The sequence below is a fragment of the Streptomyces sp. NTH33 genome (assembly GCF_003236365.1).
GTDB lineage: Bacteria > Actinomycetota > Actinomycetes > Streptomycetales > Streptomycetaceae > Streptomyces.
The window spans coordinates 1-5259 of record NZ_POTZ01000472.1 but is presented as its reverse complement, the minus strand read 5'-3'; the positions used below and the strand labels follow the sequence as shown (position 1 = coordinate 5259).

General features: G+C 71.5%; 7 protein-coding genes. 1 reads left to right on the top strand and 6 read right to left on the bottom strand.

What is annotated here, in order from left to right; translation table 11 throughout:
* The coding region (locus tag C1I97_RS30775) for an aspartate/ornithine carbamoyltransferase family protein (protein WP_369008375.1) at nucleotides 1–589 on the bottom strand (589 nt) is incomplete at its 3' end.
* Between the two features lie 157 nt (nucleotides 590–746).
* Complete coding sequence (gene pyrR / locus C1I97_RS30770; RefSeq protein ID WP_111006362.1) at nucleotides 747–1334, bottom strand: bifunctional pyr operon transcriptional regulator/uracil phosphoribosyltransferase PyrR; 588 nt, start codon at nucleotides 1332–1334, stop codon at nucleotides 747–749.
* 253 nt (nucleotides 1335–1587) lie between these two features.
* Between pyrR and bldD the strand changes: the two genes are divergently transcribed.
* Nucleotides 1588–2091 (top strand): transcriptional regulator BldD, encoded by a 504-nt coding sequence (bldD, locus tag C1I97_RS30765; protein ID WP_004990661.1) that lies wholly within the window; start codon nucleotides 1588–1590, stop codon nucleotides 2089–2091.
* A 187-nt stretch (nucleotides 2092–2278) separates the two neighbouring features.
* Here bldD and nusB read toward each other — a convergent pair whose 3' ends face one another.
* From nusB to C1I97_RS30745, 4 genes are all read right to left on the bottom strand, one after another.
* A complete protein-coding gene (gene nusB / locus C1I97_RS30760; protein ID WP_111006361.1) occupies nucleotides 2279–2713 on the bottom strand; it encodes a transcription antitermination factor NusB in 435 nt (144 codons plus the stop codon).
* Between the two features lie 2 nt (nucleotides 2714–2715).
* Nucleotides 2716–3282 carry an elongation factor P gene (efp, locus tag C1I97_RS30755; protein WP_111006360.1) on the bottom strand — a complete coding sequence of 189 codons (567 nt, stop codon included), beginning with the start codon at nucleotides 3280–3282 and terminating at the stop codon, nucleotides 2716–2718.
* A 56-nt stretch (nucleotides 3283–3338) separates the two neighbouring features.
* Complete coding sequence (locus C1I97_RS30750; RefSeq protein ID WP_111006359.1) at nucleotides 3339–4448, bottom strand: aminopeptidase P family protein; 1110 nt, start codon at nucleotides 4446–4448, stop codon at nucleotides 3339–3341.
* Between the two features lie 83 nt (nucleotides 4449–4531).
* Nucleotides 4532–5259: ATP-binding protein (locus C1I97_RS30745; protein WP_258382814.1), on the bottom strand; the 728-nt coding region annotated here is incomplete at its 5' end.

Genomic DNA, 5259 nt, shown 5'->3' with positions numbered 1-5259 from the left:
GGGCGACGAGGGTGACCTCGGCGCCGAGGGTGTGCAGCAGGTCGACGTTGGAGCGGGCGACCCGGCTGTGCAGCACGTCGCCGACGACGGTGACGCGCCTGCCGGACAGGTCCTGGCCGAGGCCCGCGTCCCGGCCGACCAGCCGGCGGCGCATGGTGAAGGCGTCGAGCAGGGCCTGGGTGGGGTGCTGGTGGGTTCCGTCGCCGGCGTTGATGACGGCGGCGTCGATCCAGCCGGAGTTGGCCAGCCGGTAAGGGGCTCCGGAGGCGCCGTGCCGGATGACGACGGCGTCGACGCCCATCGCCTCCAGAGTCTGGGCGGTGTCCTTCAGGGACTCGCCCTTGGACACCGACGAACCCTTGGCGGTGAAGTTGATGACGTCCGCGGACAGCCGCTTCTCGGCGGCCTCGAAGGAGATCCGGGTGCGGGTGGAGTCCTCGAAGAAGAGGTTGACGACGGTGCGGCCGCGCAGGGTCGGCAGCTTCTTGATCGGCCGGTCGGCGACCCGGGCCATCTCCTCGGCGGTGTCGAGGATCAGGACGGCGTCGTCGCGGGAGAGGTCGGCGGCCGAGATGAGATGACGCTGCATCTGTCAGGCTCCGTAAGGCAGTTCATTCAGGAAGCGGGGGTCCGGGGCACGCGGCGGCAGCCGCTTGTGTCACAGCCCCGGAAGGCGCGGCCGGGCAGGCGGGCGCGCCTCAGGAGGCACACGCGCGACGCGTACGGCGTCGCGTACGCGCGCGTGGCTACGGCTGCCGCTCGCCCGCGGCGGCCGGCTTGGTGCCGAGCAGCACGGTGTCGCGACCGTCCTCCTCGGCGACCAGGACCTTGACCGTCTCCCGCAGCGACGTGGGGAGGTTCTTGCCGACGTAGTCGGCGCGGATGGGCAGTTCGCGGTGGCCGCGGTCGACCAGGACGGCGAGCTGCACCGCGCGCGGGCGGCCGATGTCGTTCAGGGCGTCGAGGGCGGCGCGGATGGTGCGGCCGGAGAAGAGCACGTCGTCGACGAGGACGACCAGGCGGCCGTCGACGCCGTCCCCGGGGATCTCGGTGCGGGCCAGCGCGCGCGGGGGCTGCAGGCGCAGGTCGTCGCGGTACATGGTGATGTCGAGCGAGCCGCAGGGGACCTTGCGCTCGGTGATCTGCTCGAGCTTGGCGGCGAGCCGCTGGGCGAGGAAGACGCCCCGGGTGGGAATGCCGAGGAGCACTACGTCGTCGGCGCCCTTGGCGCGCTCGACGATCTCATGGGCGATGCGGGTCAGCACCCGCGCGATGTCGGGGCCTTCGAGAACGGGCCGCGCATCGGAAGCATGCGCGTTCGCGTGCGTGTCCATATGAAACGGACCTCCTTCTCCGCCTCACGGGACGGACTTTAAAGGACGTCGGATTTGCGCCGTACACGGTAGCAGATGCCGGAGACTTCCCTGATCACCCCCTTGGCGCAGCCCGCTGTCGTTACCACGGAAGCGGCGGTGTGGACCATTCGGCTTGACGCGCAAGAGTCACGCTGCGTAACCTCACAGTGAGTTACCAGCCGCGCGGCGGGAAACCAAGCCAGTCGCGTCGACACAGTGTCCGGGGAGCCATATGTCCAGCGAATACGCCAAACAGCTCGGGGCCAAGCTCCGGGCGATCCGCACCCAGCAGGGCCTTTCCCTCCACGGTGTCGAGGAGAAGAGCCAGGGACGCTGGAAGGCGGTCGTGGTCGGTTCGTACGAGCGCGGCGACCGTGCCGTGACCGTGCAGCGCCTCGCCGAGCTGGCGGACTTCTACGGGGTCCCGGTGCAGGAGCTGCTGCCGGGCACCACCCCGGGCGGCGCCGCCGAGCCCCCGCCGAAGCTGGTCCTGGACCTGGAGCGGCTGGCCACGGTGCCGGCCGAGAAGGCGGGCCCGCTGCAGCGGTACGCGGCGACGATCCAGTCGCAGCGCGGCGACTACAACGGCAAGGTGCTCTCGATCCGCCAAGACGACCTGCGCACTCTCGCCGTCATCTACGACCAGTCGCCCTCGGTCCTCACCGAGCAGCTGATCAGCTGGGGCGTGCTGGACGCGGACGCGCGCCGCGCGGTGGCGTCCCACGAGGAGAGCTGACCGCCTGAGCGGACCGTCCGCACGGTTTGCGCAGAAACGTACCGTCGGGGTGGCCGGAACAACACGGTTCCGGCCACCCCGACGGCGTTCTGCGGGCCTTGGAGGCCCAGGCCCACCCAGGACGCACGGAACATGCCGGAGGGCCCGCAGCGCGTCCGCTGCGGGCCCTCCGGCATGTTCGCTGTTCTCAGGCCTGGTCCCGGCGCAGCGAGGGCTTGAGGTCCTTCAGCCGGCCCAGCAGGCCGTTGACGAACGAGGGCGACTCCTCCGTGGAGAACTCCTTCGCCAGCTGCACCATCTCGTCCAGCACGACGGCGTCCGGGGTCTCGTCGACCCAGATCAGCTCGTACGCGCCGAGCCGCAGGATGTTCCGGTCGACGACCGGCATGCGGTCGAGCGTCCAGCCGACCGCGTACTGAGCGAGCAGCTCGTCGATGCGGGTGGCGTGCTCGGCGTAGCCCTCGACCAGCCGCATCGTGTACTCGCTGACCGGCGGCTGCCGGGGGTCGGTCCGGGAGAGACGGAGCCAGTCCGCGAGGACCGTCAGGACCCCGGCGCCGCGCTGGTCGGCCTCGAAGAGGATCTGGAAGGCACGCTTGCGGGCCGTGTTGCGGGCAGCCACGGTTAGCCGCTCACCCGGCCGAGGTAGTCGCTGGTGCGGGTGTCGACCTTGATCTTCTCACCGGTGGTGAGGAAGAGCGGCACCTGGATCTGGTGGCCGGTCTCCAGGGTGGCGGGCTTGGTGCCGCCGGTGGAGCGGTCGCCCTGGACGCCCGGCTCGGTCTCGGCGATGGTCAGCTCGACGGCGGCGGGGAGCTCGACGTAGAGCACCTCGCCCTCGTGCTGGGCGACGGTGGCCTCGAACCCCTCGACCAGGAAGTTGGCGGCGTCGCCGACGGCCTTGCGGTCGATGTGCAGCTGGTCGTAGGTCTCCATGTCCATGAAGACGAAGTAGTCGCCGTCCATGTAGGAGAACTGCATGTCACGCTTGTCGACGGTGGCCGTCTCGACCTTGACGCCGGCGTTGAAGGTCTTGTCGACGGTCTTGCCGGAGCGCACGTTCTTGAGCTTGGTGCGCACGAAGGCCGGGCCCTTGCCGGGCTTGACGTGCTGGAACTCGACGACGGACCACAGCTGGCCGCCTTCGAGCTTGAGCACCATGCCGTTCTTGAGGTCGTTCGTGGAAGCCACGGTTGCGGAATCTCCTGGACTGACGTACGACCCGGGGCAGGGCGCCCAGCGCGAGGCTAGAGCGCGAGGAGCTCCTTGGTCGTGATGGTGAGTAGCTCGGGTCCGCCGTCCGCCTCGGGGCGTACGACGAGCGTGTCATCGATCCGGACGCCGCCCCGTCCCGGGAGGTGGACTCCCGGTTCGACGGTGACCGGCACGCAAGCGTCCAGTTTACCCATGGCCGAGGGAGCCAACTGCGGGTCCTCGTCGATTTCGAGTCCGACCCCGTGCCCGGTGAGGGGCTGCAGGCGTTCGGCGAACCCGGCGGAATCCAGGACCTGGCGTGCGGCGCGGTCCACATCGCGGCAGGCGGCGCCGGGGGTCAGGGCCTCCCGTCCGGCGCGCTGGGCGGCGAAGACCAGGTCGTACAGCTGGATCTGCCAGTCCGCCGGGGACGTGCCGATCACGAAGGTGCGGCCGATCTCGCAGCGGTAGCCGCGGTAGGCGGCGCCCAGGCACACCGAGAGGAAGTCGCCCTCCTCCACCCGCCGGTCGGTGGGCCGGTGGCCGCGGCGGCCGGCGTTCGGGCCGGTGGCCACGGAGGTCGGGAAGGCGGGGCCGTCGGCGCCGTGGTCGACGAGCCGCCGCTCCAGCTCCAGGGCGAGATGGCGCTCGGTGCGGCCGACGAGGATGGACTCCAGCAGCTCGCCGAGGGCCTGGTCGGCGATCTCGGCGCCGATCCTCAGATGGGAGATCTCCTCCTCGTCCTTGACGACCCTGAGCTGCTCGACCGCGCTGCCGAGGTCCGCCAGCCGCAGCCGGGGCGCCACCGAGGCGAGGGCGCGGTGGCGGGCGACGGTGAGGTGGTGTTCCTCGACGGCGAGCGAGTCGGCGCCCTGGGACCGGGCGAGGTCGGCGGCGGCGACGGCCGGGTCGCCACCGGGGGGCTGGGACAGGACCTGCACGCGCAGGGCCTCGTCGGGGCGGCCCTCGTAGGGCCGGTCGTCCGGGGGACTCTGGCACAGCAGAAGGTCCTCGTGCTGGGCGAGGAGCAGGACGGCACCGCGCGGGGACGCGCCCGCGAGGTACCGCACATTGGCGGGACGAGTCACCAGCGCCGCCGCGCTGCCGCCCGCGTGGCAGCGTTCCCTCAGCCGGGTTCGGCGGGCCGCGTACACCTCTGGCATGAACCGAGCGTAAGAGCCGTGGCTCAATATCGCCGTTCGAAAGGGGCCGAGTGGGGGCGGCACGACTGCCCGCGGTTACGTCCCTACCACTTCGGGGGGCTTGTGAGGGCTCGGGCCAGGATCTCGTCCAGGAGGTGGGCCGTGGAGGGGATGTCGAGGGTGGAGTTGTCGATGATGGGGAGGCCGGAGCCGTACCAGCCGGCCATGCGGCCGTGGATGCGGGCGACTTCCTCGTCGGTGAGGCGGCGGTTGCCGGTGCGCTCGGCGTTGCGTTCCAGGACGACGTCCAGGCCGGGCAGGAGGACGATCGGGAGCAGGCCGGGACCGACGTGGCGTTTCCAGCCGCCGAGGCCGACCACCGGGCGGTCGGGGAAGACGGCGTCGTCGAGGATGCACGAGATGCCGTTGGCGAGGAAGTTGCGCGCGGCGAAACCGCAGGTGCGGCGGGCGAGACGATACTGCGCCTCGGAGTTGTCGTTCCATCCCGACTGCGGGTCGGCGAAGCCGGAGCGGACCCATTCGCGCACGTCGTCGAGGCTGATGTGGGCGGTGGGCACGCGGCGGTGGTCGGCCCAGTACTTGGCGACGCTCGTCTTGCCCGCGCCCGCCGGTCCGATCAGCAGCACCGCCAGCGTGGTGGTCGTCGGGTCGGGCGCGGTCCGGGCGGCCGGCACGCCGGGCATGCCGACCGGGCCGCCCGGCGGCAGCCGGACGTGGCCCGTGGCGTCCGGCGCGGGCGGTGGAACCGGAGGCGCCGACGGGTGCGGGCCCTGTGGCTGCGAACCCTGCGGGGGCGGAGCCGACGGATAGC